At 71.7% G+C, this 2,658-nt stretch carries 1 protein-coding gene; it reads left to right on the plus strand.

All coding sequences use genetic code 11. The features are described 5' to 3' along the window. Nucleotides 1-2,601 (plus strand): phosphoenolpyruvate carboxylase (gene ppc, locus G6019_RS15355; RefSeq protein ID WP_182627963.1); only part of this gene is annotated, 2,601 nt, incomplete at its 5' end. Nucleotides 2,602-2,658: the final 57 nt, after the last annotated feature.

The following is a 2,658-nucleotide window of genomic DNA, read 5'->3' on the forward strand; positions in this document are numbered from 1 at the left end:
CTGTTCGCCCTGCTCGCCAACGTGGCGGAGGACCTGCATCAGGAGCGCCGCAGGCGGATCCACCGGGCCGCGGGAGAGTCGCCGCCCGACGGGGACCTGGAGGTCACGTGGACCCGGGTCGCGGACCTGCTGGCGGCGGACGACGACGAGCGACTGGCCGCCGTGCGGGCGACCGCCCGCGTGTCCCCGGTGCTCACCGCGCACCCCACGGAGACCCGTCGCCGGATGGTGTTCGAGGCCACCCGCCGGGTGCATCTCCTCATGGGTCGCCGGGACGATCTGCGCTCGAGGGACCAGGACCCGGTGACGGAGGCGGAGATCGCGGAGATCGAGCTCGAGCTGCGCCGCCTCGTGCTCGCGCTGTGGCAGACCGCTCTCATCCGTAACGAGCGTCCCCACATCGAGGACGAGGTGATGGCCGGTCTGCAGTACTACGAGGCCACCCTGCTGGAGGTGATCCCGCCGCTCAACGCCCAGATCGACGACCGCCTCGGGTGCGGGGGTCGTGCGGTGGTGCGGCCCGGTTCGTGGATCGGCGGCGACCGCGACGGCAACCCGTACGTCACGGGTGACGTGGTGCGGTTCGCCACCGACCGGGCGGCCGAGCTGCTGCACGGTCACTACGCCGAGCAGCTGCGACTCCTCGAACGCGAGTTGTCGATGTCGGCCCGGATCGTCGAGGTCGACCCGGGGATAGCCGCGTTGGCCGATTCCCTCGAGGACACCCAGGTCGAGGGGAGCCCGGCCCGGGAGGACGTACCGTTCCGCCAGGCGGTCCGCGTGGTCCGTCGTCGGCTCGCCGCGCGTGCCCGCGCGACCGGGTCGTCGCTGCCCCGCTCGGTACTCCTGTCCGCCGGGCGTCTCATCGGCCTGGACGACGATCCCCCGTACGAGGACCCGGAGGAGATGGCGGCGGACCTCGAGACCATCGACGCCGGACTCTCCGCGGTGGGGTCAGACCTGCTGCGGGCCCCGCGACTGCGGGACCTGCGGTGGGCGCTGAACTCGTTCGGGTTCCACCTGCAGTCCCTGGACATGCGCCAGAACTCGGAGTCGCACGAGGACCTGCTCACCGAGCTGTTCGCGCTCGCCGGGGTGTCCGAGGACTATTCGGCTCTCGACGAGGACGCCCGTGTCGAGCTCCTGCTCGCCGAGCTCTCCCACGATCGCCCGCTGCTGGGCGTCCGTGCGGAGCTCTCGGAGTTCGCGGACAAGGAGATGGGCGTCCTGCGTGCGGCCGCGGAAGCGGTCGCCGGGCTCGGACCGGACGTGGTGCCCCATTACATCGTGTCGATGTGCGGTTCGGTCTCCGACCTGCTCGAACCCGCCATCCTCCTCAAGGAGGTCGGACTGTTCTCCGGTAGCCCGGACGAACCCCGGTCGACCGTGCGCCTCATCCCGTTGCTGGAGACCATCGACGACCTCGCCGGCGGGGCGCGGATGCTCGACGCGGCGCTGGCGCTGCCCCAGTTCCGCGCACTGGTGCGCTCCCAGGAGGACGTGCTCGAGGTCATGCTGGGCTACTCGGACTCCAACAAGGACGGGGGGTACCTCGCCGCCAACTGGTCGCTGTACGAGGCCGAGCTCGCTCTGGTCGACGCGGCCGCACGCGCCGATGTGCACCTGCGCTTCTTCCACGGCCGCGGCGGCGCGGTGGGGCGCGGCGGCGGGAACTCCTACGACGCGATCCTCGCGCAGCCCCCGGGCGCGGTGCAGGGCGCGCTTCGGATCACCGAACAGGGGGAGATCATCTCCGCCAAGTACTCGGAGCCCGTCCGGGCCCGCCGCAACCTCGAGGCACTGGTGGCGGCCACCCTCGAGGTCTCGCTGCTCGACGTGGAGGGTCTGGGGGACGACGCGGAGCAGGCCTACGCGGTGATGGCCGCCCTCGCCCGCCTCGGTCGCGAGGCGTACGCCGAGCTGGTCCACGAGGACCCGGGGTTCATCGAGTACTTCACCACCTCCACCCCGCTCAGCGAGATCGGCGAGCTCAACATCGGCTCCCGCCCCACGTCCCGGAAGCAGACCTCCTCGGTCGACGACCTCCGGGCGATCCCGTGGGTGTTGTCGTGGTCGCAGTCCCGTGTGATGTTGCCCGGCTGGTTCGGCGTGGGCAGCGCCCTGAAGCGCTGGATCGACGACGGCGGGCCCACGGACTCGGAGGGCCACGACGCGGGGGGCGCCAACGCCGAGGAGCGGCTGGCCACACTGCGCCGCCTCTACCGGGACTGGCCGTTCCTCCGCACCACGCTGTCCAACATGGCCCAGGTCATGGCCAAGGCCGACATGAGTCTGGCGGGCCGGTACGCCGAGCTGGTCCCGGACGCCGAGGTGGGCAGGAGGATCCACGGGGTGATCTCCGACGAGTTCGAGCTCACCCGCGAGATGCTGCTGGCCGTGACCGGTCAGGAGACCCTGCTGGACGACAACCCGGCCCTCGCCCGCTCCGTCCGGAACCGGTTCCCGTATCTCGAACCGCTCAACAGGCTGCAGGTGGAGCTGCTGCGGCGCTACCGCGCGGGCGATCACGACCCCGACGTGCGCACGGGCATCCAATTGACGATGAACGGCCTGGCCACAGCGCTGCGAAACTCGGGCTGACCCGTCCACCGCGCCCGGCCGGCCGGAGCCAGGCCGGAGCCCGGCCGGGGGCGGCCG

The organism is Dietzia sp. DQ12-76, from assembly GCF_014145045.1.
In the GTDB taxonomy this organism is placed as follows: Bacteria; Actinomycetota; Actinomycetes; order Mycobacteriales; family Mycobacteriaceae; genus Dietzia.